This is a genomic window from Niallia sp. M35 (genome assembly GCF_050971705.1).
GTDB classification, from domain to species: Bacteria; Bacillota; Bacilli; order Bacillales; family Cytobacillaceae; genus Niallia; species Niallia circulans_A.
The window spans coordinates 84,434-109,690 of record NZ_JBPCEP010000006.1 but is presented as its reverse complement, the minus strand read 5'-3'; the positions used below and the strand labels follow the sequence as shown (position 1 = coordinate 109,690).

Here is a 25,257-nt window from a genome sequence, read left to right as displayed (position 1 = left end):
ATTTTTTATTAATGGTAAAGTACTTTATTTTAGGAGCCATCCAAGGTATTACCGAGCCGATTCCAATTTCCTCAAGTGGCCATTTAATTATTGGCCAAAGACTCCTAGGAATTGAACAGAGAGGCTTATCGTTCGAGATTATTACAAATACAGCTTCATTAATTGCGATTGTCTTCATTTACCGAAAGGATATCAAGCAATTAATAACACATAGCTTTTTGTATCTAAAAACGCGAAAGGAAAGGTATCGAGCTGATTTTCGTTTCTCCCTGTATGTTATTATTGGAACCATTCCAGCTGGTGTGATCGGCGTACTGTTTGGCGATTATATTGCTGATTATTTCACCTCTTTTTATACTGTTTCCATTACACTACTAATTACAGGTATAGCTTTATGGATCATTCGAAATATGCGTGGTGTAAAAAGAGATGGGGATTTATCTTGGCGAGATGCTCTAATTGTTGGGTGTGCTCAAGTGATTGCACTTATACCAGGTATCAGCCGCTCAGGTTCCACTGTTATAGCGTCCATTGCATTGGGGATGAAACAAAGTACGGCACTGCGTTTTTCCTTTATGCTTTATATTCCAGTAAGTGTTGGAGGAGCTATTCTTGGAGTAACGGATATGATTAACAGCCCAGATATGAAAACTTTGGCATGGCCTTATTTCATTGCTTTTATGACGTCCCTTGTTTTTACCTATTTTTCTATGAAATGGCTAATGGGGATAATGGAAAAAGGAAATTTAAAGTATTTTGCTTATTATTGCTTTATCGTTGGAACGATATTGTTAGTGGTAACTTACTTATTATAAAGAGAATAATAGACAAAGAAGAAAAGTGCAATAGGACAGCTATTGTGCTTTTTTTTGTCTTTATGACGGCTATTTCAAAAAGAAAGGAAAAAGCTTTTATTGTAAAATCCCAAGTTCTTAACACAGCCGGAAAATCAGAAATAAGGAGTGCCCACTTTAATAGGGACATAACAATCAGCATTATTTTGTAATTGTGTATCCGCTTTCAGTCGGATAAGATATTACCATAGAAAGAAGAAAAGAGGTGAAGGATTTTGTGAGTCAAGTCATAAATGAGCGTCATCAGATGATTCTTACTATCTTACGAAGGGAGAAACGGTATGTGACAGCTGCAGAGTTAGCACAATCACTTAAAGTTTCTAAGAAGACAATATATAGAGATATCCAACAAATAGTTGATTCGAATTCAATGCCGTTTAGGATAATAAAAAAAGAAAACTTCGGTTATTACTTCCAGAACCATAAAGAACCTTTAGAAACGGAAACGATTATATTTGATTATCCTGACGAACGACGTTTGAATTTACTATTATATCTTTTAGCCATTGCACCCGGTAAGACCTCCATTCAAAAAATATCGGAAAAGTACATCGTAAGTCAGAGCTCTATTCTCAATGATTTTAAACATATTGAAAAGGAATTAAGGTCCTATCATTTAAGACTATTAAGGACAAAGGAAGGAACCTTTATTAAGGGAGATAAACTATCTATTTATCGTTTGATGGCCGTAATTATTGAGAATTACTTAACTCAAATGGGAGACCCTTTTAGTCAATATGATATTCCTGATTCTATCAAAAAAGTAAAAGTGAAAAATAATCATTTAATAAAAATTAAGAGGCTGCTGCATGATATCCAAGTGAAGCATGATCTAAGCTTAGATCAGCCCTATTATTTAACCTTATTCTGCTCTCTTCTTTCGATAATAGAAAAACATAATAATAAGCTTTCATTAGATGAAGAAGAAGTAGTGTACGAAGAAATAGATGGAAATTCCGCTATTTATTGTATTTGTAAAGATATGATTGAGGAAATCGAAAATCAATTTTCTCTTTCGTTAAAACAATATGATATTTATTCACTTTATTATATTTTGAAAGCGTATAAACTTAATTCACGATTTTTATTAAACCAAGGTACTGAGCCATATCAAAATGATCAGGTTGTTCTTTTAACAAAGAGGTTAATAGCAAGAGTGACAGAAAATAGCGGATATCGCTTCGATACAGATGATGAATTATTAGAAAGGCTAACATTGCATATGCATGCAATGTTATATCGATTAAGCCATCGAATCTATATAGTTAATCCAATCATAAAATCGATAGCAACTAATTTTTCCCATATATTTGGCTTAGTGAAGACAAGCATTCAACAATTAGTAGAAGAAGGACATTATGAAAAGTATATAACCGATGAAGAAATTGGCTATATTACTTTGTATTTTCAAATTTCGTATGATGATCATTTTGCTAATCAGATTCCTATATTGATTGAATGTACAAGTGGTATTGGCACTTCGCATTTATTAAGTGAAAAAATAAGAAGAACTTTTCCTGATATCCATATAAAGAAAATAATTGCCCAGCAACGAATAAAACAGACAGATTATGAAGATGTAGAATTAGTTATTTCTACTGTGAAAACACATAGTATCATTGATAAGCCTACTATTCTTGTGAGTCCTATTTTAAATCAAGAGGATAAGTTTAAGATAGATCAATTTATTAAGGACTACTACAATCGGCAGAGTATTATCGGTGAAAAATAGAAAGGTAGGAGAGTTTAAAGTGGACATGAAAATAGAAGAATTAGATTTTCATAAGGTTGTAACAGAAGATCTTATCGAGTTAAATTTACAAGGAACTACAAAGGAAGAAGTACTGAATGAGTTAACCGACCTCTTATATGAAAACGGTTGTATATCGAATAAAGAAGGATTTATAAAGGATGTGATGTATCGAGAAGAAGAAGGTGTTACTGGATTGGAGAAGGGGGTAGCTATCCCCCATGGTAAATCAAAGCATGTACGAAAGACATCCATTGCAATTGGAAGAACCAAATCATTTGTAGAATGGGAATCGCTTGATGGAAATCCTATCAATATTATTATCTTATTTGCAGTTAAAGACACGGATAAAACCACTATCCATATTAAATTATTACAAAAGGTGGCTGTCTTATTAGCAGATGAAGAAACAATTAGTAAGTTACAAACACTGCAGACAAAGAAAGAATTTTTAAAGCTATTAACGAAAAACGATTAAAGGGAATGTTGTTAAAAACTTATCAATTTGGAGGGAATCATGATGAATATTGTGGGAATTTCAGCTTGTACATCTGGTATTGCTCATACGTATATTGCGAAAGAAAAATTGATTAAAGCGGGTCAAGAGCTGGGACATAAAGTTCGAATCGAGACACAAGGAACTATTGGGATTGAGGATGAGTTAACAACTAAGGAAATAGAGGAAGCTGATTTGGTCATAATTGCTGCAGATATCAAGGTTAGTGGAAAAGAACGTTTTGCTGGGAAGAAAATTGTTGAGATACCTACACATATTGCTATAAAGGCACCGAAACAGCTTTACCAAAAGATTGACGCTGAGCTAAATAAACAGTGAGGGGGTCTACTAGATGTTGAAGAAAATGCAAGTAAAAAAGCATGCTTTAACAGCCATTAGTTATATGTTGCCACTTGTTGTGGCATCAGGACTTTTAATTGCAATTGGGAATCTTACAGGTGGTTCGGTCATTGAAGATTATAAAGCTTCCTTTGATATTCCCTCAGCACTTGTTTCATTAGGAGTACTTGGAATGGGGTTATTAGCTCCTGTTATTTCAGGAGCAATAGCATATTCGATAGCAGATCGTCCAGGTATTGCTCCAGGGCTATTAATGGGATTGATAGCAAATGCCATTGGAGCAGGTTTTTTGGGTGGGATGCTAGGTGGTTTTATTGTTGGTTACTTTGTTTTATTTTTAAGAAAAAATTTAAAAGTACCAAAGTGGGCAGAAGGCTTAATGCCAATGATGATTATTCCTTTAATATCTAGTTTATTTATCGGATTACTTATGTTTTTTGTACTTGGCCTTCCGATTGTATGGGCAACAGAAGGGCTAACTTCTTTTCTAACAAGTATGCAGGGATCGATGAGATTTGTTTTTGGAGCAATATTAGGGGGAATGGCAGCATTTGATTTTGGCGGACCTGTTAATAAAGTAGCTTCCTTGTTTGCGGATGGTTTGCTATTAGAGGGCATATACGAGCCAGAAGCTGTGAAAATATTGGCATCAATGGTTCCCCCATTTGGTGTAGCCATTTCTTGGGGACTTTCTAAATTATTTCAGAAGAAACGATATACAAAATCGGAAGAAGATAACATCAAAATAGCTCTACCGATGGGAATATGCATGATTACAGAAGGCGTTATCCCGATTGCAGCAGTAGATATTGTAAGAGTTGTTGCTTCATGCACTATTGGAGCAGCCGTCGGAGGAGGGTTCTCTATGATGTGGGGGGTAGGATCTCCGGTTCCATCAGGAGGAATGTTTATTGTACCTGCGATGACACATCCAATTCTCTTTTGTGTGGCATTACTTATCGGGTCACTCATTACCGGAGTTATGCTGTTCTTATGGAAGAAGGAACCAGCTGCAGAAATAGAAGAAACATCGAGTGAAGAGGAAGAAGTAGATTTATCAGATGTGAAGATTACATTTTAACCTGAAGGAAAGAACGCTTATTTTGCTAGAGTAAGTCAATAAAGGAGGGGACTTAGAATGTATGTTTCGATGAAGGGAATGCTTGCACGTGCCAACCAAGGGAAATATGCGGTAATGGCAATCAATTGCTTTAACCTAGAAACAGCTAAGGCAGTGATTGAAGCAGCACAAGAATTGAGAGCACCTATCATTGTAGATTTATTACAAGATCATTTAATGCAGCATTTTGGAAGTAAGTTATTAACAAGGCCAATTATAGAAATGGCAAATGCAGCAAGTGTAGAAGTTGCCATTAATTTAGACCATGGGCAGGATGTTGGATTCGTGAAGAGATGCTTAAGAGATGGATTTTCTAGTGTAATGATGGATGCTTCTCGTTATCCAATTGACGAGAATATAAGAATAACGAAAGAAATGGTAGAATTTGCGCAAAGCTATGATGCGAGCGTCGAAGGGGAAATTGGTAATATTGGTTCTGTTTCTAGGAACCAGATGACAGATGATGAAATGTATACGAATCCTGATTTATCCATTAGATATGCAAAAGAAACAGGGATAGACGCGCTAGCTATTTCTTATGGCTCTAGTCACGGGGATTATCCAGATGGTTATATTCCAGCTTTTCGATTTGATATTTTAGAAAAAATTAAAGGAGAAACTGGTATCCCGCTTGTACTCCATGGAGGATCTGGATGTGGAGAAGAAAACATTAGAAAGTCTATTTCATTAGGTATTAATAAGATTAATGTAGGCTCTGATTTTTTTAAAGCACAGATAAATAGTATAAAAAAAAACATGGTTGGAAACGAAATAGATTATTTTGATGTTATTCATCAAACGATTAAGGCTGGAAAAGACTTAGTTAAATATTATATTGAACTGGCAGGCTCTGAAGGAAAGTCATTATAAATTTAAAGAAAAGAGGAATATATTATGTTATTAAATATGAAGCAGTTATTAGAAGTAGCACAAAAACATCAATTTGCCGTTGGAGCATTCAATGTAGCAGATAGTAATTTTTTGAGAGTAGTAGTTGAAGAGGCAGAAAGCAATAATTCTCCTGCGATAATTGCAGTACATCCAACTGAATTAGATTTTGTCAAAGATGATTTTTTCTCTTATGTATTAACAAGAATTAAAAATAGCCATGTCCCATTTGTTCTGCATTTAGATCATGGCGGAAATATGGCTGATATTATGCGGGCGATTCATGTAGGCTTTAGTTCCGTCATGATTGATGGCTCCTTGCTTTCTTTAGAAGAAAATATTCAGTTAACGAAACAAATAGTAGAAGTGAGCCATTCACTGGGAGTATCAGTGGAAGGAGAATTAGGAACAATTGGAAATACAGGTACCTCAGTAGAGGGCGGGGTATCGGAGGTAATTTATACGAGACCTGAAGACGCCCAAGAATTTGTAGAGAAAACAGGGGTAGATACACTGGCGATTGCAATCGGTACTTGTCACGGTATTTATCCTAAAGATATGGAGCCAAAGTTGAGAATGGATATTTTAAAAGAAATTAAAGAAACGGTCGACATTCCTCTTGTATTGCATGGCGGCTCAGCTAATCCAGATGAAGAAATTGCAGAGGCTGTTCAGATTGGTATTCAAAAAGTGAATATCTCATCAGATTATAAGTACGCATTTTATAAAAAATGCCGTGAGATTTTAGCTGAAACAGAGCTTTGGGATCCTAACGCAATATATCCAGCCTGCATTGAGGCAGCTAAAGAAATAGTAAAATATAAAATGAATTTATTTCAATCCATTGGAAAAGCTGAAATTTACAGAGAAGAAAATGTGACGGCATGGCGTAGAGAATGGTTATAAGCAGTAGGAAGAGGGGAGATAATCCTCTCTTTTTTATAAGCGATTATTTTTTTGTCCTCATTAAAATGGTGCAGATATAGATTTCTGTGTATTTTTAATCGACTTTAAGAGAAATCTAAATATATTTTTTAATCAGTACCTTGCAATGAACAATACTAAATGGTATATTAATGGAAATAGGTATTATTTTTATTATAGTACTGTTTATTATAAGGTACTGGATGATGAATAAAGGTAGGTGAAAAAGATGAATGTACAGTTTAAAAAGGGTGTCTTAGAGTTATGTGTACTTGTTCTTTTAGATAAAAAGGACCGCTATGGCTATGAACTCGTTCAGAAGATATCCAATCAAATTGAAATTTCAGAGGGCTCTGTTTATCCCCTCTTAAGAAGATTAACAAAAGAAGAATATTTTACAACTTATTTACAAGAGTCAACAGAAGGTCCTTCGCGTAAATACTACAAGTTAACCGATAAAGGAAGAACCTATCTTAATGAACTTATTACGGAATGGAATGAATTTTCTAATGGTGTCAATCAATTAATAAAAGAAGGTGTAAATAATGACTAAAGAGCAATTTTTAAAACAGCTCCAAGCTGGATTAAAAAAGCTTCCGCAAGAGGAACGAAAAGATATCATCCATGATTATGAAGAACATTTTTTTATAGGCAAAGAAGATGGAAAAACGGAGGAAGAAATAGCCAAGTCTTTAGGATCTCCTCAGCAAATTACCAAAGAATTAATAGCTTCCTATCACCTTGAAAAGGTGGAGAAAAACAGAACAACGGGAAATATTCTACGAGCAGTATGGGCAGTTATTGGTTTAGGATTCTTTAATTTGGTTATTGTACTTGGACCGTTTGTTACCATAGCAGCCCTTATTCTATCTGGGTGGATAGTTGGTGTGTCTTTTATACTCTCCCCACTACTTGTTCTTGTTGACAGTGTTTTTCATCCAGGTAGTTTTGCGTTTTTTAAATTATTTATGACTATTTTGCTAGTGGGATTAGGAATTTTTCTTGTAATTGCCATGTATTACATTACAAGAATTTCTTCAAAAGGCTTCATCAATTATTTGAAATTTAATGCAAAATTAGTGAAGGGAGGCCAAAAGCATGATTAGTCTAAAAAAATTAATGGTCATTGGACTTGTTCTTGTTCTAATTGGCGGCATAGGGGCATTCCTAACATTCCGCGATAACAGTCTAGATATTCATGAAGAGAAAATATTTAAAGAAAATAATATAACTGGAATTGAAGTAGATTCCAATAATGCAGGGATTGAAATTATTCCCACAGCAGAAAAGGAAACAAAGGTTGTGTTGCAAGGAAAAGGTTCCTCTGAAACGAAGGGAAGTTTTACTGCCAAGGTAGTTGGGAAAAAACTTGTTGTAAATTGGAATGAAAAACAAATTAGCTTTTTTCAGATGAATTTTATAGATGAATCACTTACATTAAAAATTCTTGTACCTGTGAAGGAATATAAATCTCTTCGCATAAATAATGATAATGGAAAGATTGATTTAGCGGACCTAATGGTTGAGCAAGTACAGGCAGAAAGTAATAATGGTCGCATTCATCTGCAAAATATTCAATCCAAAAGTGTAGAAGTAAACTCTGACGATGGCAGAATATCGCTGGATCATGTAAGCGGAAGCGTGAAAGGAGAAACGAATAATGGGAGAATTTCAATGAAAACCGCCACATTGGATCAGGCGATACAACTGGAAACAGATGATGGAAGTATCGAAATTGTAACAGATAAGGAACCAACAAATGTCACATTCGATGTTCAAGTTGATGATGGCAGCATCAATATTTTAGATAAATACAAAGGAAGTACCGTGATTGGAAACGGGGAAAATAAAGTAAAGCTGAAAACAAATAATGGGAAAATTAGAGTGGAAAATTAAAAAAGGCAGCTTTCTGAAGCTGTCTTTTTTTATCTGCAGATATAAATATAAATTTTCTTGAGAAAAGAAAATTTGGTATCGCATACAAACTATATAAAAAATAAAAACCTCCGATATATAGAAAGGAAATGGACAAAAGAAAAAAGCTAGAAACATTCAGGGGGATAGAATGAAAATAAAATATCAATTGGCAATCATTTTCTTCATTTTAATTATTTCTTTGTTGGGGATTGGCGGATTTAGCAATATGAGTCTGCAGTCGCTAATTGCAAATAGTAAAGAACTGACAGAGGCAAAAGAAATTCAGCGTCTTGTTACTCATTTGCAATATCGTATTGCCGGAATTTCTAATGACGAGCGTGCCTTTCTTCTTACTGGAAATAAAGAATATAGTGACGGAATCAATGAGAAAGAATCAGACATTCATGATACTTTGAAAACAATGGAGACTTTATCTAATTATTATGAGTATAAAGAAGATATCCAAACGTTTCAATCCAGTCTACAAACATACTTAGCCACAAGTGACAAAGTGCCTGGTGCTTATGCCGAAGATCCATCTGCTGCAAAAAAACTCCATTTTGGGGATTTACGGACATTAAGGAAAGAAGTTTTAGATCCAGCAGTCAATGAATTAGTGGAACATATTAATCAAGATGTTATTCAGATAGAAGAACAAAATCAAAAAAATAATAAAATAACAAAAACGGTATTAATCGTAATTATCACCATGGCAGCACTATTGAGCATTGTATTAGGTTTTCTGTTATTAAAGTCTATTTTACGACCATTAAATAAAATTAATAATCAACTTCAAAGTATTGCTTCTGGAGAAGGGGACTTAACACAGCGAGTAAATGTGAATGGGAAAAACGAATTTGGCCAATTAGCACATTCGTTTAACGCCTTCGTTGATTCTCTTCAAATAATGATAAAAAGTGTAGGGCAGACGTCTAAAAATGTTGCACAAGCTTCCGATGAATTAGCTTCCAGTATGGAACAATCGACTGTAGCGGTAGAGCAAGTGGCGGATGCTGTTCAAACCATTGCAGAGAATGGAAATAAGCAAGATTCACTTACCCAAAATAGTTTAATAGAAGTTAATAATTCCTTGAAAAATATTAAGCATATGGCCCATACTGCCAACGAAGTTGCAAATGAATCCCTGCTAATTAAAGAAAAAGCAAAAGAAGGAGAATTGGCATTGACTGAAATGCAAATGCAGATGGAGGCCATTCATGCATCTGTTGATTTAGCAGGAGACGGATTGAAATCACTTGTTTTAAGTACAAATGAAATTAATGAGGTACTTGCAAGTATTCAAGATATATCTAATCAAACTAATCTGCTAGCATTGAATGCATCCATTGAAGCAGCAAGAGCAGGTGAACATGGAAAAGGATTTGCCATTGTAGCAGAAGAAGTTAGAAAGCTGTCCGAAATGACAGGTACTTCTGTAAATCAAATACACGATCTGATAAGCTCTATTCATGATCATTCTAGTACGACAGAAAAAAATATGTCTTTTGTAAAAGAAAATGTAGATGGTGGTACGAAATTATCTGATACTACAAATGAACATATCAAGGAAATCCTAAATCGAGTTGAATCCATCGCAGACCATATTAAAAAGATGGCAGAAACAACGCAAGAAATCACGGCAGAAGTACAAGAGGTGCAAGATTCAGTGGAAGAAATAGCCCAAACTTCTCGTGAGACATTGGAAAGAACTGAAAGTGTTGCAGCAGCAACAGAAGAACAAACTGCCTCATTCCAAGAAATAACAAGCTCAAGCATGGCATTATCCAAAATGGCAGAGGAGCTTCAGGAATTAGTGCACCGATTTAAAATCTAAGAAAGAATGTAAAAAAAAAGAGAAACTATGTGAGATTTTCTAGATCCAATTTAAAAAAGATCGAGAAATTAAGAGGCAAGGACCCGTGGGTTCTAAATAGGGCGAACAATTATACATGTATATTGTATAATTGTTCGTTTTTTATTTGGTATAAGTGGTAATTATCCGCAAGACTGCAATAAACTTTCCAGTGGGCGAGCACCAAGTTGCTTCATCTATTGATCTACTGCGTTAATAGGAGATGAATTGCTTTGCAAGTTTTCTCTCTCTTTTAAAAGTAAAAAGCTTATAAAGATTGTATTAACCAACCCTATTATTCCATAACACCATATCGGCATTATGATAGCTTCATACCAAAACATATTAATAAAGTATACACCCATGGCTATTAACAGTGAATTACTTATCAAAGTTAATAGGGCTTTTTTTACAGTGAAAAAAGCATATAACTTCCAAATAGCAATAATTAGCGAAACGATACTTGTCATAGCCAAAGACATTATCGCAATCGAGCGAACGTTTTGTTCTTGATGGAACAATTCTGCTGTAAATAAGAATTTTGTAAATAGATTGGTGATAAAATAAAAACTTGTTAGATAAATAGAACTAGCCAAAAATGAGATAGGTATCCATTTCAAATATATAAAAATGGTGTTTTTACTCCTGCTTGACTGTTTTCTCTTTTCCTGAATGGTTTCAGCAATTGATGTCACAACTATAATGAATACTAATAAATATAAATCATGTAATGGGAGTTTTCCTTTAAAGATGTCCATTAAGAAAAGAAAAGCATCCTTCAATTCCATTAACATTAACTATTCCAACCTTTCAATTATGTACTACCTGTTATACGAAAGGAAATATAGGAATGTTTCAATAATTATATATTTTTTCAGATTTAGGAAACTTTTCCTGATTAGCTATGTGTTACCTCCGTTAAAAGAAATGACTATTCGCCTGGATAAAGAATTGGGATTGCTCGTAATTATAGGTAACCTTCGAAAAGTCAAAAGGCTGACCATTAGTTAGATGAAAGATGCTTTCTACCAATAATTTAGGATCATCTTTTTCTAATCCCAAATAAGCAGCTTCTTCTGCCGTTAACTTCCCAACATGTAAATACACATCTGAAAAGCCTACTTTTAGCCCTAAGCCTTCTGTTATGTAATGAAAAATAGATTCTGCTACGATTTCTTTATTTAAATACGTAATGAAGGCCTTATTATACCAAGATTCCTCTAAACAAAGAGTTTGGCCGTTAATATAGCGAATTCTTTTGACATAATAAACATCTTCATGAAGCTCTATATTTAAATTTAGGGCAATTTCCTCAGTCGGTTTTCTTATCTCTAATTTGATTATTTTGGAGGTTAGAGAATAATCCTCTAAATCTTTTTTAAATCCTTGATTGGAAAGCAAGCTGATATAGCCTTTTCGATTCTGTCTTCTTACAAAAATTCCACTGCCTCTTACTTGAAAAATGATTCCCCTTTTTTCAAGAAGCTCCAGCGTTTTCGTAATCGTACTTTTACTAACCTCGAATTGCTTCATTAATGTCTCAATAACTGGCAGCTTACTGCCTTGCTTTAAGCCATGCTCTTCAATATATTTTTCTATTTCTTCTGCGATTTGCTGGTATTTTAACATATATATACCTCGATTATCTTAAACGTTATAGCTGGATTATAGCATATATAGGAAAAAAATTCATTTAGATTAATTGGGTATAAAAATATTGTATTGTATTTATTAAATTATACCGATACAATTATAATATAAGTGTAATCCAAAAAAATAAAAAGAAAAGATAATTTAATAGCATTAAAAAGGAGGAACAAGAATGAGCAAAATGCCGAAAGATTTTTTATGGGGTGGAGCATTAGCTGCACATCAATTTGAAGGTGGCTGGAATCAAGGCGGTAAAGGTCCGAGTGTAGTAGATGTTATGACAGCAGGTGCTCATGGAGTACCTAGGAAAATAACAGACTTGATTGAAGAAGAGCAATTTTATCCAAATCATGAAGCAATTGATTTTTACCATCGTTACAAAGAGGATATTGCCTTGTTTGCTGAAATGGGGCTAAAGTGTTTACGAACTTCCATTGGCTGGAGCAGAATTTTTCCAAAAGGGGATGAATTAGAACCGAATGAAGAAGGACTGCGCTTCTATGACCAAGTATTTGATGAATTACTTAAATACGGAATACAGCCAGTTATTACCTTATCCCATTTTGAAATGCCGTTACATCTAGCAAGAGAATATGGCGGTTTCAGAAATAGAAAAGTAGTTAATTGTTTTGTCCGCTTTGCCGAAGCATGCTTCCATCGATATAAAGATAAAGTAAAATACTGGATGACTTTTAATGAAATCAACAATCAAATGGATGTTTCTAATCCACTCTTTTTGTGGACAAATTCTGGAGTAACCGTCAAAGAAGGAGAAAATGCGAAAGAAGTAATGTATCAAACTGCTCATCATGAGCTAGTTGCAAGTGCATTAGCTGTGTCTATTGGTAAAAAAATAAATCCTGATTTCCAAATTGGAGCAATGGTTTCCCATATTCCTATCTATCCATTTTCTTCTAATCCAGAAGATGTGATGCTAGCGGAAGAAGAAATGAGACAAAGATATTTCTTCCCAGATGTGCAAGTTCGTGGATATTACCCTAGTTATGCTTTAAAGGAATTTGAACGAGAAGGCTATTCAATTACAATGGAGCCAAAGGATGCTGAGATTTTACGCAATGGGACAGTTGATTATTTAGGATTTAGCTATTATATGTCCACTACCGTAAAGAGTGATGTGAAAAATAATAATACAGGGGATATTGTTAATGGCGCCTTGCCAAATGCGGTTGAAAATCCGTACATCAAAGCAAGTGACTGGGGCTGGTCCATTGATCCGACAGGTCTGCGCTATGTGTTAAATCGTCTATATGATCGCTATCAAATACCATTATTTATTGTAGAAAATGGATTTGGCGCTATTGATACTGTCGAAGCTGATGGCTCTATTCATGACAAGGAAAGAATTGCCTACTTAAAGGCGCATATTGAAGCATTGGAGAAAGCGGTAATGTATGATGGAGTAGATTTAATTGGATATACACCATGGGGAATTATTGATATTGTTTCCTTTACAACAGGAGAAATGAAAAAACGCTATGGAATGATTTATGTAGATCGAGATAATCAAGGGAAAGGAACCATGAGCCGTTCGAAAAAAGCCTCCTTTTATTGGTATCAAGAAGTGATTAAGTCAAACGGGGAAAAACTGTAATAGAAAAAGGAAGGGGATATTTTCCTCTTCCTTTCAGTGTATAGTAAACTTTATTTTTAATGAAGTTAAATAGTTTACGAGAAACAGTTTTGTATTTTTCTATTAATAGCTTGCTTCTAATTCATCTATTAAGCTTCCAACATAGGCAACCGCTTTTCGGATTGGCTCAGGGGTGGACATATCCACATTTGCTAGTTTCATTAAATCGAATGGTTTTAAAGTGCCGCCGGCTTTTAAAACTTTTAGCCATCGCTCAACAGCAGGCTGTCCTTCTTCCTCAATCATTGCTGATACGGCAGTTGAAGCTGTAAGCCCAGCGGAGTACGTATATGGGTAAAGACCCATATAATAATGGGGTTGGCGCATCCATGTTAGGCCTGCTGCTTCATCTATTTCCACACTGTCTCCCCAGAATGATTTTAAGACATCGATATTTTGTTCACATAATACTTTAGCTGTAATCGGAGTTCCTTGTTCTGCTAATTCATAAATTTTTCTTTGGAGTGCCCCTTCTAAAATATGGGTAACAAAATTATGATAATACGTTCCTAGTGATTGGAGAATTACCCATCTTCTAATTTGATTGTTAGAAGATTGTTTCATAATATACTTGCTCAAAAGCATTTCGTTCATGGTGGATGGAGCTTCAATAAAGTATCGAGATGGACGGGTATTTGAAATAATTTGATTTTTGCCAGCAAGAGCAAAATGTCCAGCATGTCCAAGTTCATGTGCTAAGGTAAACGTATTACGCATTGAGTTATGCCATGTCATTAAAATGTATGGATGTACTCCATACGGGCTGGAGCAGAAGGCGCCTGATCGTTTTCCATAGTTATCTGCTAAGTCTACCCAGCGGTCTTTTAAGCCTTTTTCCATTATTTCCATATATTCTGGTCCCATAATATTAAGCGCTTCTAAGATAAGCTTGGAAGCTTCCTCGTACGTAATTTTAGGATCATAGGATGTGTCGAGCGGAGCCTTTAAATCACAATAATGGATTTTTTCTAAACCTAATACACGCTCTTTTAATTTGGCGAATCTGCGCATATGTGGAGCCAATTCTGTAAGAATGGTATCCAATTGGTTATGGTACATTTCTTTTGTGACTTGTTGTTCTTGTAAAAGCATGTCTGTTACAGATTCATAGTTTCGTAAACGAGATTCTATTATTTGTTTTTTAACTTCTGTTCCATAGGTAGCCGCATATGTATTTTTATAACGGTTAAGGCCAGCCGAAAAGGCTTCATATGCTTTTCTTCTTACTTCTTTATCTGCCGATTCTTCGTACTTTTCGAAAGAATTAAATGTCAAAGGATATTCTGTCCCGTCACTTGTTATAAAGGAGGAAAACTCCATATCTGATGTTTTACTTCTTTGATAAATCATATAAGGAGAACGCTGGATTTCACCAAATGCTGCTAATACTTCCTCTGCTTCAGGTGTTAACATATGTGGCTTCAAATCCATTAAGTCCGTTAGTGTTTTGGAAAAAAGCTGTAGTTCTTCTTCCTCGTTCAGGTATGTATTTATTTTATCGTTTGCAAGCGTAAGAATCTCTGAATTAATAAAAGAAAGGCTTGAGCTTACTTTTGCATAGAGGGAAGAAACAATTGCATCGTTCTCTTGATTGGAAGGATTAGATCCGTCTGCAGATTGCTTAAGGTTTGCATAAGTGAGAACGCTCACTAATCTTTCATCCAATGCATCTCGAGCTTTTAGACAATCTAGCAAGATTTTAGCGTTTTGGTGAAGCTTCCCTTTAAATTGTGTTACAGTAGGAATATCTTCTTCGATCGCTTCTACTTCCCTTTTCCAATCTGCTTCGCTTTCGAATAAATCGCGCAAATTCCAGGTTTGTTCGAAAGGAACTTCGGAACGATAAAGTGTTTTTTCTATTTCTTTATTCATAAACATTCTCCTCTGCCACCTATTTATTTCGTTTTTCGAAACGATTAGTTTGATTATACAATAAAAAATTGAACTATAGGAATATTTTGTTTATTATATTTTTTAATGATAATTTGTAGAAGATAAAGATAAAAAACTACGCTTCTTATGATAAATAATTGTATAATGGTTAAAACTCACCATTTCGCCAAATTTTACATTATAAGGTAAAAGAATGAGTGCTGAAATTGGAATAAACAAAAAGGAATGAAAAGAAATTGCCCTTAAAGTTTTCACGAAAAAAAAGATTTTATTTATTATTTTTTATCTGCATTGTCTCCATGGTTATCATTTTTATGTTCTCCCATATGCCGTATGAAGAACAGGATATTAAGCCATTTCTACGAGATAAGATAGACCTGACAAATATTCCATTTCCCTCTATTACATTTGAGTACGATGGTCAAATTATATCTTCGGATTCTGACCCATATGGTTTTATCGAATTTTTATTTCGGAAAGCAGGGCATGTAATTGGTTATTGTCTCTTAACTTTGCTGCTATTTCTCACCCTGATGCAAACGAAAATCAAACGACCATGGGTTTATCTACTAAGTGGAGCTCTTTCTATTGCTTATGCATTAACAGATGAGTGGCACCAAAGCTTTGTCCCTGGAAGAACAGGCCATTGGCAAGACGCCATCATTATCGACGGAACTGGCGTTATATTAGGATTAGTCATTGGTTTTATTGGTACTATATTTTTTAAAAAGAGGAAAACGAAGGGAAGGTTTTAGGGATTCCCAAAGACAGGAGAGGTGAAGCGATTGTACCAAGATAAAGAATTGACAGTAAGACCGATTAAAGAGGAGGATCTTTATCAGCTTTGGACACTGGCATTTAAAGAAGAAAATCCTGAATGGAAAAAATGGGATGCTCCGTATTATGCACATAAAGCATTAAGTTATGAAGGATTCTTAAAAACTCAAAAAGAGCGCTTCTTAGAAAGAGATGATTACTGGGCAATTATTGTCGGGGAAGAATTAATAGGAACAGTTGGCTACTACTGGGAACATGAACCGTCCAAATGGTTAGAGATGGGAATTGTTATCTATAATCCAAACTACTGGAGTGGTGGATATGGAACGCGGGTATTGAAGCTATGGATCGACCATTTATTTAAGACCTTGCCATTAGTTCGAGTGGGATATACAACATGGTCAGGGAATGAGCGAATGATAAAGGTAGGAGAAAAGCTGGGCATGACAATGGAAGGACGCATGAGAAAGTGCCGCTACTATAACGGCGTATATTATGACTCCATACGGATGGGATTATTAAAAGAAGAATGGGAAGCATTTTTAAACGGAAACAAAACAAGTGCTGGAAATATTAATAAATAAAATCAGTGTAATGGAAGATTACGTTAGGTGAAATTAGAAAGAAAATTAAGTTTTAGTACTCATGCTTTACCTATATTTTAATAGTATAATAGAAGAAAACAGGAATAAAAGGGCAAATTGTATAGAAGTACAGCATCATCAGAATCAAGTAAGTGTGGAAAATGAATGAATGGAGTGAGGTCCATGAAGAAAGAGGTTGGATACGTATTTTTCTGCCAGCATTGTGGATTGCCTCAACGTATTCCAGCGTTTGTGCTAAAAACGTACTTATGTGATGACATGGTAAAACAATTCTATTGCAACAATTGCAGCCGAGAAAATCTAATTCCTTCCTATATAAAAAAGCTGAAAGCAGAATTATAGAGCACATATATAACAAGGTCAAGTGGAAAATGCACTTGGCCTTTTTTCTATGAAATAATAGGTAGTTCTGCATCCACTCTTCTTAGAATCATTTCAAGGTGTGGAAAATTGAAAGAGCTTTTTCCATTTTTTTATGAGTAATTACCAATAAATTGTACAAACTATTTAAAGTAGAGAAATAACTCATGATGATGTGTGGACAAAAAATAGGTCTCTAACTTCGATTATTGGAGATCCTTAAACATGCCTCTACCTTCAATAATGGAAATTTTTTTAGAAGGAGATGAATAAAATGAACTACAAGGAATATTGGGATAAAATTAATGAAATAAATGGACAATTGCATTCTTTATATTCTTCCTATTGGGATAAATATTCAGATTTTGCTACATGGCAGTTTTGGATCATTCTTCTATCTTTATTAGTACCATTAATCATATTATATTTTATGGTAGACAGAAGGAGATTATTTGAAATATTATTCTTTGGCTATACTGTCCATCTACTTTGGGCTTACATAGACCTAGCACTTAGTAGAACTAATTACTTAACACATACTTACTTTCTTACACCGATGCTTCCTAATGCATTAAATATTACAGGTTCCTTTCTGCCAGTAGGGTTTATGCTAGTGTATCAATATGCAACGAATCGCAAGAAAAACTTTTATATTCTAACCGTGCTATTGAGTGCTGTATATACTTTTATATGCGCTAATATTGAAAAATCAATGGGCTTGGTAACGTTTCATAGAGGAATTCACGTTATTCATTTATTCCTTTTGGATTTATTTATTGTATTTGTAGCATATTGGTTTACTAGGTTATTGTTGAAATTTAGAATCCTCAAGAAAGACGAGCAGCAATAATGTTTATTACTAGCATGTATTTATAAGGCACATGCTAGTTTTTTGCATGTCCAGAAGAAGATAGGAAAGTGGAAAAATCGAGAGAGTAGCAAGAAATGCGCTATGGAAAACTATGATTAAAAATGAAACGGAAAGGAGAAGCGAAAGAAAGGGGCGTTCATAAACAAGATGAAAGCCAAAACGGAAAGGAGAAGTGAAAAAAGTGGCGTTCATAAACAAGATGAAAGCCAAAACGGAAAGGAGAAGCGAAAAAAGTGGCGTTCATAAGCAAGATGAAAGCCAAAATGGAAAGGAGAAGTGAAAAAAGTGGCGTTCATAAACAAGATGAAAGCCAAAACGGAGGGGAGAAGTGAAAAAAATGGCGTTCATAAGCAAGATGAAAGCCAAAACGGAAAGGAGAAGTGAAAAAAGTGGCGTTCATAAACAAGATGAAAGCCAAAATGGAAAGGAGAAGTGAAAAAAGTGGCGTTCATAAACAAGATGAAAGCCAAAACGGAAAGGAGAAGTGAAAAAAATGGCGTTCATAAGCAAGATGAAAGCCAAAACGGAAAGGAGAAGTGAAAAAAGTGGCGTTCATAAACAAGATGAAAGCCAAAATGGAAGGGAGAAGCGAACAAAAAGGTTTTCATCAACAAGATGAAAACCAAATATCACCGAAGAGCTACCAAAAAAGAGTTAACAGCTAACCCCTCCTCAACAAACTAATTGTAAACAATGCATTTGAGGGAAAACGTAACGAGGTGTATACTTGCCAATGAAGAATGTTAAAGGGGGAATTATTTTGTTACAAAAGCCAAAGGCTATTTTTCTAGATATGGATGGTACTATTTTAAATCATCAGAATCAGGTAAGCGTGAAGACAAAGGAGATTATTGATGATCTACGCAAGGATGGTCTATTCGTATTCATAGCTACAGGGAGATCTTTTGATGAAATTGAATCTGTCGTGCCAGAAGGATTTGAAGTGGATGGATATGTTTCTTCTAACGGCATGGCTGGTTACATAGGAAAGGAACCTATTTTTCAGCATACTCTACCTTTAGAATTAGTGGATACCATTATTAAAAAGGCAAGAGAGAATAAAGTATATTATGAGTTATTTCCATATGGGGACTCTCGAATGACATTAAGTCAGGATAAAGAGTATGTTATACAAGAGATCAGAGACCCGAAACCAGAAAGCGTAGGTATTAATGAGTGGCTTTCTCGAAAAGAAGCAATCAGTAGAAAGATTGCTTGGAAGAACACGGTTGAAGGAAAAGAGTTTTCCAAGTTCTATTTTTTTGCTCGAACAAAAGAACATATTAATCAATGGAAACAGGTGTTAGAAGATTTAAGAAAAGAAATCGATTTTACAGCATCTACTTCGTCCGCCCATAATGTGGAAGTAATGGTTGCCAACGTAAATAAAGCAACTGGGATTAAAGAGATGTTAGAAAGATTTAATCTTTCCGTAGAGGAGACTATGGGAATTGGAGATAGTGATAACGATATACAAATGCTTCAATTTGTTTCCATGCCGGTTGCTATGCAAAATGCTCCAGACCATATTAAAGAATTAGCAGCAGAAGTAACAGAGTTAAGCTGTGATGAAGATGGCGTTTGTCATTTCTTAACATCTCGATTCAAATAACTGATATGGTTCACTAAACGTATTCTTTGTTATTGTAAGTGAAAATCAAAACTTCCTTAAGGGACATCAGTCTAGTATTAGTGAGGATAATAGTAAAGGAAACAAACGGAATAAAAAGCAAAGTGATAAAACAGAAGAAGAAGGAAAGCCAGCTTTTAAAAAGCTGGCTTTCTTTCTTCTTAAAATACTTCGATTACAATTTTAATAAAAGTCAGCTATTTATTTGAATCCATCCAAGAGGAGTCAGACCACTTGGAAAACTTTTTAATTAGCTCAAGAATGAAGTAGTTAATCCATGTACTAACAGGAATGAAAAGTGGCAGCAAGGATAGAGGCGAATGACCAAAACCAAATAATCTCACTTCTTCATTAGAAATATATATAAACCATGTTAAACCTGCTAACACAACGCTATTCCCACAGAATGCAATGAATAGTGCCACCCATTTCTTCTGTGTTTTTGTGAGTGTATAAATAGAGAGGACGGCAGAAAACAATAAAGATATAAATAGTAAGATAATGACCACTGATCCTTCCTCCATTGCTATTTTAGCTATAGTTTAGCATAAATTACCTATTTTCCCCTTATAAATTAGTTGGAAAATTTACATTCCTTTACCAAAAATATAAAAAGATTAAATAGAGATGAAATAATCAACCATTATACTAACTATATTACTATTTAAATCTTCCGAATTTGTAATCTATTACATAAGGAGTTTTTCAAAATGAATATCACAGTGGCAGGTACAGGATATGTTGGTTTAGTGACAGGAGTTTGTTTAGCAGAGGTTGGTCACAAGGTAACTTGTGTAGATCAAGAGCAAGAGAAAATTGTTCTTCTGAATCTAGGAATTTCGCCTATTTATGAACCCGAGCTAGATACACTTATAGAAAAAAATTCACAGGCCGGAAAATTAACTTTTACAACTGACTATAACAAAGCCTATGCGCAATCAGATGTTATTTTCATAGGGGTTGGGACGCCCGAAAATGAAGATGGGTCTGCTAACTTAAACTATGTTTTTCAAGTAGCAAAGCAAATTGCCGAAAGTGTAAGGCGTGATTGTTTAATTGTCATTAAATCTACCGTTCCCATCGGGACGAATGACCGTGTTGAAACATACATAAAAAATCACTTAAAACATAAAGTTTCGATAGAGGTTGCCTCTAATCCAGAATTTCTTGCCCAAGGAAGTGCCATTAAAGATACACTGCATGCTTCACGAATTGTCATTGGGGTAGAAAGCGAAAAGGCTAAGAAGATTTTAACTTCTATTTATGAACCTTTTCAGCAGCCAATTTTAACGATGAATCGTCGCAGTGCAGAAATGGTAAAATATGCATCGAATGATTTTCTAGCTTTAAAGATCTCTTTTATCAATGACATTGCTAACTTATGTGAATCAGTTGGTGCGAATATTGAGGATGTAACAAGCGGAATGAGTTACGATGAGCGAATTGGGAAAAAATTTTTAAATCCAGGCATTGGGTATGGTGGTTCTTGTTTTCCAAAAGATACGAAAGCCCTGCATTGGCTTGCAGAAGAAGAAGGCTATGTTTTACGAACAGTAAAGGCTGCGATTGAGGTCAATGAGAAGCAAAAATTTAAGCTGATTTCGAAGGCGCGGAATGAATTTTCCTCTTTCAATGGACTGAAAGTAGCAGTATTAGGACTTACCTTTAAGCCTGACACAGATGATTTGCGCGAAGCTCCTTCTATTCCCAATGTCCGCTTATTATTAAACGAAGGAGCAAAAGTACATGTTTATGATCCAGTAGGAGGAGAAAACTTTAAAAAGCTCTTTCCTACAGAGGTAGTCTATGAACAAACACCAGAGAAAGCACTAGAAGGAGCAGATATTTGCTTTATTTACACAGAATGGGCTGAAATTAAAGCAATCGATTTAACAATTTTTAAAGAAAAAATGAACGTACCATTTTTATTTGATGGTAGAAATTGCTTTTCACTAGAGGAAGCAAGTAAGGCAGGCATTAATTATTTCTCCATTGGCCGACCAGAGGTTAGAATGATAGAGCTTGAACCAATTAGAAGAGCAGCAGGAAGATAACGGTGTGAGGAATAAGAGAAATAGAACAACAAACAAACCCCTTCTTTTCTAAATAGGGTTTTGTTTGTTGTATAAAGAATAAGCACGCATGTAAATGATTTAGGACAGGGAGTGTGACGAATTCAAACAGCTTGATAACCCCATCTCCGCCCCAAACTATTTTTTGGCATTGACTAAAGCGCCTATTGTTAGATAATAAAGATAATCAAAATTTTGAAAATTATCTTAATATGGAGGGGCTTTATGTTCTGGACAGAAAAGAAGTTGGATGCACGAATCAAGGAACTGGAAAAATATCGCTATCGAGAATCAATTTCCTTAGACTCCTTTTCGATGCAATTAGATGAAGAAGGAGAGATTGGGGCAAGACCACCAGAAAATGGGGAATGGGCTACCATCCATGTCGGAGATCATTGGGCAGGAAGGGATCATTATGCCTGGTTAAAGACAGAAGTAGCAATCCCTGTGAGCTGGAAAGGGAAACAAGTATTGGGGTATTTTGATTTTGGCATAACAGATGGTGGAACGAATTCAGGTTTTGAGTCGCTTTTGTATGTAAATAAGAAAATCTATCAAGGAGTAGATGCGAATCATCGGGAAGTTTTTCTCAAAGAGGAACATTGCGGCACAAATGTCAGCTTGATTTTTCGTTTGTGGTCTGGCTTAGAAGGTGGCGGTAAACCGTTTATTCAGGAGCATAAGATAAAGAAGGCAGAGATTGCCTGGCTAGACGAAGCGACAGATGATTTATACTATACAGCCAAAGCAATGATCCAAACCATACATATTTTAGATGAAAACAGACCAGAGTATCAGACGATCCTAACAGCATTAAATCGAGCATTTTATGAAATAGACTGGACAGAACCAGAATCGGATTTATTTTATGAATCTATTAACAAGGCAAATAACTATTTAAATGCAACATTAGAAAAGATGGACAAGCATGCAGCTGTAACGATTCATGCAATTGGCCACACCCATATTGATGTTGCTTGGTTATGGCGCTTGAAGCATACTCGAGAAAAAGCGGCACGTTCCTTTTCCACCGTATTGCGTTTAATGGAGAAATATCCAGAATACTTATTTATGCAGTCCCAGCCTCAGCTATACGCCTATTTAAAAGAGGATTATCCGGAAATTTATGCCCAGCTGAAAGATAGAGTAGCGGAAGGAAGATGGGAACCAGAAGGCGGGATGTGGCTGGAGCCTGATTGTAATTTGCCTTCTGGGGAATCCTTTGTTCGTCAATTACTGCATGGAACGAGATTTTTGAAAGAGGAATTTGGGGTAACGAGTAAGTATCTATGGCTGCCAGATGTCTTTGGCTATAGCTGGGCATTGCCGCAAATTCTTAAACAAGCAGGAATAGAAACTTTTATGACGACGAAGATTAGCTGGAATCAGTACAATCGAATGCCGCATGATACCTTTCAATGGCGAGGCATTGATGGAACAGAAATTTTGACCCACTTTGTGACCACACCATATCCGAACAGCAGAGGCTGGGCTTATGATTATAATGGAGAAATGCAGGCAGATGTGGTGCAGGGAGCTTGGGATAATTATAAGGATAAAAATATAACGCAGGATTTACTAATGTCTTATGGCTATGGAGATGGTGGAGGGGGAGTAAATCGGGATATGCTGGAAATGAGAAGACGGTTTGACCGAATTCCTGGTCTGCCTGCTGTTAAATCAACTAAAGCAGGCGATTATTTTGATGCCCTTCATGAAAAAGTGAAGACCACAGATGAATATGTTCATACATGGGATGGAGAGCTCTATTTAGAATTTCATCGAGGAACCTATACCAGCCAAGCATATAATAAAAGAAGCAATCGCAAACAAGAATTATTATACCGGGAGACAGAACTGCTTAGTGTCCTAGTTGGTGTATTAGCTTCTGATTGGACCATTTATCCGCAGGAAGAGCTGCATAAAGGCTGGACGATTTTATTACGCAATCAGTTCCATGATATCATTCCAGGTTCTTCGATTCGTGAAGTATATGAAGATAGTCTATTAGAATATGAAGAAGCAGAAGGACTGGCTAATAAAGCACAAAAGCAAGTATTAACGAGAATAATCGAATCAGATGTCTCTGATCAGTTTACCGTGATAAATGACTCTTCATGGATACGTTCCGGATTGGTGGAGGTACCAGTTAAACTTGGACTAGAAGAGGGAGAATGGTCATCAGAAAATGGGAAAGTGCTGCAAGTTGAAAAAGTAAATGGAAAGTGGCTTATATTAGTGGAAAACGTTCCATCACATGGATTAGCTAATCTTTTATTTAAATCGTCTGAAAATCAAGGTGCGAATAAGCAGACTGCTTTTGTGATAAATAATAATGGGATAGAGACACCTTTTTATCAAATTCTTTGGAATGAAAAGGGACAATTAACTCGTATATTTGATAAAAAGGCACAAAGAAATGTGTTAAAAGAAAATCAGGCAGGAAATGTCCTGCAAGTATTTGAAGATAAGCCATTAAGATGGGAAGCTTGGGACATTGATATTTTTTATCAAGAAAAGCATCAAGAGATTTCTACATTAGAGAAGATAGAAATAATTGAAAACAACTCCTTAAGAGCAGTAATAAAATTTGTGTGGACATATCACCATTCGAAGGTAGAACAAGAGGTAATTCTCTATGCTGAAAATCCTAGAATAGACTTTAAGACATCTGTTGATTGGCATGAACAGCATCAGCTATTAAAAGTGGCATTTCCTGTTGAAATTCGTTCAACGCAAGCAACCTATGATATTCAGTTTGGAAATGTACAACGACCAACTCATTGGAATACAAGCTGGGATTATGCGAAGTTTGAAACGGTTGGACACCAATGGGCAGATTTATCGGAGCAAGGTTATGGAATAAGTCTTTTAAATGATTGTAAATATGGCTATGACATCAAAGATTCCGTGATGCGTCTGTCCCTTATTAAGGCTGGTACTTACCCAGATTATTTACAAGATCAAGGAGCACATACATTTATTTATTCTCTTCTGCCACATCAAGGTGATTGGAGAGAAGGGAGAACAGTCCAAGAGGCATGGGATTTAAATCAGCCATTAAAAAGTTTGGTAGGAAAGCTACAATCACAAGATTTTTCTTTATTCCAAATAGCGTCTGATCATTGCTTTATCGATGCAGTGAAAAAGGCAGAGGATGAGGATAAAGTCATTGTTCGGTTACATGAATTTATGGGGAAAAGAGGAACAGTAGAATTAACCTCAGATGCTCCTATAAAAGGATGGCAGGAATGTAATCTTCTGGAAGGGAAAAATGGAGAGAAACAAGAAAATGAAATAATAACATTTGCCATAAAGCCTTATGAAGTTAAGACGTTTTTAGTGGAAATCTAAATGATTTAAGCAGGCCCCAATTGTTCGTCTCGACACTTAAGGATCTGCTTTTTACTTTTCTATTAATCTATCATGTGAGGATACCTAAATGGTGTTAATGTAGAGCCTTCTTCCTTATTTTTAAGGCATTCTCTAATTTTATAAGATCTTTTTGGATCTCCTTTAAATCAGAATGGCATTGATTCAAAAGTTTCTGTATTTCCTTCCATTTATTATTTGATGACATCTCTTAC

General features: G+C 35.3%; 23 protein-coding genes. 19 read left to right on the top strand and 4 right to left on the bottom strand.

Going from position 1 to position 25,257, the window contains the following annotated elements:
* Positions 1 to 11 precede the first annotated feature (11 nt).
* The 11 genes from NiCM35_RS09640 to NiCM35_RS09590 all read left to right on the top strand — a co-directional run bounded on the left by NiCM35_RS09640 (position 12) and on the right by NiCM35_RS09590 (position 10,143).
* Positions 12 to 815: an undecaprenyl-diphosphate phosphatase gene (locus NiCM35_RS09640; protein ID WP_217279731.1), complete on the top strand. Its 804-nt coding sequence runs from the start codon at positions 12 to 14 to the stop codon at positions 813 to 815.
* A 256-nt stretch (positions 816 to 1,071) separates the two neighbouring features.
* Positions 1,072 to 2,586 carry a BglG family transcription antiterminator gene (locus NiCM35_RS09635; protein WP_249877806.1) on the top strand — a complete coding sequence of 505 codons (1,515 nt, stop codon included), beginning with the start codon at positions 1,072 to 1,074 and terminating at the stop codon, positions 2,584 to 2,586.
* A gap of 25 nt (positions 2,587 to 2,611) precedes the next feature.
* Entirely contained in the window at positions 2,612 to 3,082 is a 471-nt protein-coding gene (locus tag NiCM35_RS09630) for a PTS sugar transporter subunit IIA (protein WP_303983622.1), read from the top strand.
* A gap of 42 nt (positions 3,083 to 3,124) precedes the next feature.
* Positions 3,125 to 3,439 (top strand): PTS fructose transporter subunit IIB, encoded by a 315-nt coding sequence (locus tag NiCM35_RS09625; protein WP_047943848.1) that lies wholly within the window; start codon positions 3,125 to 3,127, stop codon positions 3,437 to 3,439.
* Between the two features lie 16 nt (positions 3,440 to 3,455).
* Positions 3,456 to 4,541 (top strand): PTS fructose transporter subunit IIC, encoded by a 1,086-nt coding sequence (locus NiCM35_RS09620; protein WP_341123755.1) that lies wholly within the window; start codon positions 3,456 to 3,458, stop codon positions 4,539 to 4,541.
* Between the two features lie 57 nt (positions 4,542 to 4,598).
* The gene (locus NiCM35_RS09615; RefSeq protein ID WP_123258299.1) at positions 4,599 to 5,450 is read left to right on the top strand and encodes a class II fructose-bisphosphate aldolase; all 852 of its coding nucleotides are present in this window, start codon (positions 4,599 to 4,601) and stop codon (positions 5,448 to 5,450) included.
* A gap of 24 nt (positions 5,451 to 5,474) precedes the next feature.
* A complete protein-coding gene (locus NiCM35_RS09610; RefSeq protein WP_123258298.1) occupies positions 5,475 to 6,374 on the top strand; it encodes a ketose-bisphosphate aldolase in 900 nt (299 codons plus the stop codon).
* A 247-nt stretch (positions 6,375 to 6,621) separates the two neighbouring features.
* Positions 6,622 to 6,945 (top strand): PadR family transcriptional regulator, encoded by a 324-nt coding sequence (locus NiCM35_RS09605; protein ID WP_095329850.1) that lies wholly within the window; start codon positions 6,622 to 6,624, stop codon positions 6,943 to 6,945.
* Positions 6,938 to 7,498 carry an HAAS signaling domain-containing protein gene (locus tag NiCM35_RS09600; protein WP_095329851.1) on the top strand — a complete coding sequence of 187 codons (561 nt, stop codon included), beginning with the start codon at positions 6,938 to 6,940 and terminating at the stop codon, positions 7,496 to 7,498. Before NiCM35_RS09605 ends, NiCM35_RS09600 begins: the two co-directional genes overlap by 8 nt.
* Entirely contained in the window at positions 7,491 to 8,288 is a 798-nt protein-coding gene (locus tag NiCM35_RS09595) for a DUF4097 family beta strand repeat-containing protein (RefSeq protein ID WP_341123230.1), read from the top strand. The genes NiCM35_RS09600 and NiCM35_RS09595 overlap by 8 nt, the downstream gene beginning before the upstream one ends.
* Positions 8,289 to 8,457: 169 nt before the next feature.
* Positions 8,458 to 10,143: a methyl-accepting chemotaxis protein gene (locus NiCM35_RS09590; protein WP_341123229.1), complete on the top strand. Its 1,686-nt coding sequence runs from the start codon at positions 8,458 to 8,460 to the stop codon at positions 10,141 to 10,143.
* Between the two features lie 215 nt (positions 10,144 to 10,358).
* Here NiCM35_RS09590 and NiCM35_RS09585 read toward each other — a convergent pair whose 3' ends face one another.
* A complete protein-coding gene (locus tag NiCM35_RS09585) occupies positions 10,359 to 10,955 on the bottom strand; it encodes a hypothetical protein (protein ID WP_144544634.1) in 597 nt (198 codons plus the stop codon).
* 124 nt (positions 10,956 to 11,079) lie between these two features.
* Positions 11,080 to 11,790 (bottom strand): GntR family transcriptional regulator, encoded by a 711-nt coding sequence (locus NiCM35_RS09580; protein ID WP_123258294.1) that lies wholly within the window; start codon positions 11,788 to 11,790, stop codon positions 11,080 to 11,082.
* 193 nt (positions 11,791 to 11,983) lie between these two features.
* Here NiCM35_RS09580 and bglA point away from each other — a divergent pair, with 193 nt between their 5' ends.
* Positions 11,984 to 13,423: a 6-phospho-beta-glucosidase BglA gene (bglA, locus tag NiCM35_RS09575; RefSeq protein WP_144544637.1), complete on the top strand. Its 1,440-nt coding sequence runs from the start codon at positions 11,984 to 11,986 to the stop codon at positions 13,421 to 13,423.
* Between the two features lie 102 nt (positions 13,424 to 13,525).
* Here the strand turns inward: bglA and pepF are convergent, their stop codons facing one another.
* On the bottom strand, positions 13,526 to 15,334 hold the full coding sequence (gene pepF / locus NiCM35_RS09570; RefSeq protein WP_144544639.1) for an oligoendopeptidase F: 1,809 nt from the start codon (positions 15,332 to 15,334) through the stop codon (positions 13,526 to 13,528).
* Between the two features lie 257 nt (positions 15,335 to 15,591).
* On the opposite strand from pepF, the gene NiCM35_RS09565 reads away from it, so the two are divergent.
* The 5 genes from NiCM35_RS09565 (at position 15,592) to NiCM35_RS09545 (ending at position 19,580) form a co-directional block, all read left to right on the top strand.
* Positions 15,592 to 16,110 carry a VanZ family protein gene (locus NiCM35_RS09565; RefSeq protein WP_095329858.1) on the top strand — a complete coding sequence of 173 codons (519 nt, stop codon included), beginning with the start codon at positions 15,592 to 15,594 and terminating at the stop codon, positions 16,108 to 16,110.
* 30 nt (positions 16,111 to 16,140) lie between these two features.
* Positions 16,141 to 16,716, top strand: coding sequence for a GNAT family N-acetyltransferase (locus NiCM35_RS09560; RefSeq protein WP_095329859.1), 576 nt, complete (start codon positions 16,141 to 16,143; stop codon positions 16,714 to 16,716).
* Positions 16,717 to 16,899: 183 nt separating this feature from the next.
* Complete coding sequence (locus NiCM35_RS09555) at positions 16,900 to 17,079, top strand: hypothetical protein (protein WP_095329860.1); 180 nt, start codon at positions 16,900 to 16,902, stop codon at positions 17,077 to 17,079.
* Between the two features lie 292 nt (positions 17,080 to 17,371).
* Positions 17,372 to 17,947: a hypothetical protein gene (locus NiCM35_RS09550; RefSeq protein ID WP_095329861.1), complete on the top strand. Its 576-nt coding sequence runs from the start codon at positions 17,372 to 17,374 to the stop codon at positions 17,945 to 17,947.
* 781 nt (positions 17,948 to 18,728) lie between these two features.
* A complete protein-coding gene (locus NiCM35_RS09545; RefSeq protein WP_123259158.1) occupies positions 18,729 to 19,580 on the top strand; it encodes an HAD family hydrolase in 852 nt (283 codons plus the stop codon).
* Between the two features lie 215 nt (positions 19,581 to 19,795).
* Here the strand turns inward: NiCM35_RS09545 and NiCM35_RS09540 are convergent, their stop codons facing one another.
* Entirely contained in the window at positions 19,796 to 20,107 is a 312-nt protein-coding gene (locus tag NiCM35_RS09540) for a hypothetical protein (RefSeq protein WP_433779314.1), read from the bottom strand.
* Between the two features lie 201 nt (positions 20,108 to 20,308).
* Between NiCM35_RS09540 and NiCM35_RS09535 the strand changes: the two genes are divergently transcribed.
* Together NiCM35_RS09535 and NiCM35_RS09530 are read left to right on the top strand one after the other, a co-directional pair.
* Positions 20,309 to 21,652 (top strand): UDP-glucose dehydrogenase family protein, encoded by a 1,344-nt coding sequence (locus NiCM35_RS09535; RefSeq protein WP_433779313.1) that lies wholly within the window; start codon positions 20,309 to 20,311, stop codon positions 21,650 to 21,652.
* A gap of 243 nt (positions 21,653 to 21,895) precedes the next feature.
* Complete coding sequence (locus NiCM35_RS09530) at positions 21,896 to 25,024, top strand: alpha-mannosidase (protein ID WP_433779312.1); 3,129 nt, start codon at positions 21,896 to 21,898, stop codon at positions 25,022 to 25,024.
* Positions 25,025 to 25,257 lie beyond the last annotated feature (233 nt).

Coding starts and splice junctions, on each gene's coding strand:
- NiCM35_RS09600 (WP_095329851.1), top strand. CDS start 6,938: ATGACTAAAGAGCAATTTTTAAAACAGCTCCAAGCTGGATTAAAAAAG.
- NiCM35_RS09610 (WP_123258298.1), top strand. CDS start 5,475: ATGTTATTAAATATGAAGCAGTTATTAGAAGTAGCACAAAAACATCAA.
- NiCM35_RS09605 (WP_095329850.1), top strand. CDS start 6,622: ATGAATGTACAGTTTAAAAAGGGTGTCTTAGAGTTATGTGTACTTGTT.
- NiCM35_RS09625 (WP_047943848.1), top strand. CDS start 3,125: ATGAATATTGTGGGAATTTCAGCTTGTACATCTGGTATTGCTCATACG.
- NiCM35_RS09585 (WP_144544634.1), bottom strand. CDS start 10,955: ATGTTAATGGAATTGAAGGATGCTTTTCTTTTCTTAATGGACATCTTT.
- NiCM35_RS09590 (WP_341123229.1), top strand. CDS start 8,458: ATGAAAATAAAATATCAATTGGCAATCATTTTCTTCATTTTAATTATT.
- NiCM35_RS09530 (WP_433779312.1), top strand. CDS start 21,896: ATGTTCTGGACAGAAAAGAAGTTGGATGCACGAATCAAGGAACTGGAA.
- NiCM35_RS09550 (WP_095329861.1), top strand. CDS start 17,372: ATGAACTACAAGGAATATTGGGATAAAATTAATGAAATAAATGGACAA.
- NiCM35_RS09595 (WP_341123230.1), top strand. CDS start 7,491: ATGATTAGTCTAAAAAAATTAATGGTCATTGGACTTGTTCTTGTTCTA.
- NiCM35_RS09630 (WP_303983622.1), top strand. CDS start 2,612: ATGAAAATAGAAGAATTAGATTTTCATAAGGTTGTAACAGAAGATCTT.
- NiCM35_RS09640 (WP_217279731.1), top strand. CDS start 12: ATGGTAAAGTACTTTATTTTAGGAGCCATCCAAGGTATTACCGAGCCG.
- bglA (WP_144544637.1), top strand. CDS start 11,984: ATGAGCAAAATGCCGAAAGATTTTTTATGGGGTGGAGCATTAGCTGCA.
- pepF (WP_144544639.1), bottom strand. CDS start 15,334: ATGAATAAAGAAATAGAAAAAACACTTTATCGTTCCGAAGTTCCTTTC.
- NiCM35_RS09615 (WP_123258299.1), top strand. CDS start 4,599: ATGTATGTTTCGATGAAGGGAATGCTTGCACGTGCCAACCAAGGGAAA.
- NiCM35_RS09580 (WP_123258294.1), bottom strand. CDS start 11,790: ATGTTAAAATACCAGCAAATCGCAGAAGAAATAGAAAAATATATTGAA.
- NiCM35_RS09535 (WP_433779313.1), top strand. CDS start 20,309: ATGAATATCACAGTGGCAGGTACAGGATATGTTGGTTTAGTGACAGGA.
- NiCM35_RS09555 (WP_095329860.1), top strand. CDS start 16,900: ATGAAGAAAGAGGTTGGATACGTATTTTTCTGCCAGCATTGTGGATTG.